Below are 534 nucleotides of genomic sequence, written 5' to 3'. Positions count from 1 at the left end.
AGTTAACGGACCACTGGTCTGCGGGCCTGAATCGCCAACCGGAATTTCGTTAATTCCTACTGCCTGCCCTTTTTCAGCAGAGCTCGTCTTTTCGTCGGCGGTAGTCTGCACAGAAGTACCCTTTTCATCCTTGGGCTTGTCACCAGAATCATTCGAGCAACCAGCAAGACTCAAGGTAAGCGCGAATGCCGCTCCAAGAGCAACCATTGCTTTCTTGATCTTCATTTATTTTTCCTTTCGTGTTTCGGGATTTCCCGGCCAAAATTGGAGATGTTAGAACTGATGTAACGTTACTGACTAAACAGAAGTTGTATCTTTCACCGATCTTTGTTCGTTATTTGCTGCGCTAGCACAGCTCTCCCGTTTTGTGTTTTTGCTGATGCGATATTGCACAACAGCCATAATTATGAGAATTACAACCACAATTGCCTGTGCCACCAAAGTCTGAACCGTTGGGTAAAGACCAAGCACAGCTATTTCCGGTACGCCCGGAACATCAGTTGTATGCAGCCAAGTTGCATCCTGGAACTCTTT

At 46.4% G+C, this 534-nt stretch carries 2 pseudogenes; both read right to left on the bottom strand.

Going from position 1 to position 534, the window contains the following annotated elements:
- Window positions 1-225: pseudogene (locus tag HMPREF1627_RS00035) on the bottom strand (iron transporter); the annotation flags it as partial.
- Window positions 226-297: 72 nt separating this feature from the next.
- Window positions 298-534 (bottom strand): annotated as a pseudogene (locus HMPREF1627_RS10595) (OfeT family oxidase-dependent iron (Fe2+) transporter); the annotation flags it as partial.

The sequence above is a fragment of the Actinomyces sp. S6-Spd3 genome (genome assembly GCF_000758755.1).
Classification (GTDB): Bacteria; Actinomycetota; Actinomycetes; order Actinomycetales; family Actinomycetaceae; genus Pauljensenia.
Note: the sequence above shows the minus strand (reverse complement) of the source record. Positions and strands in the feature narration are given on the sequence as shown.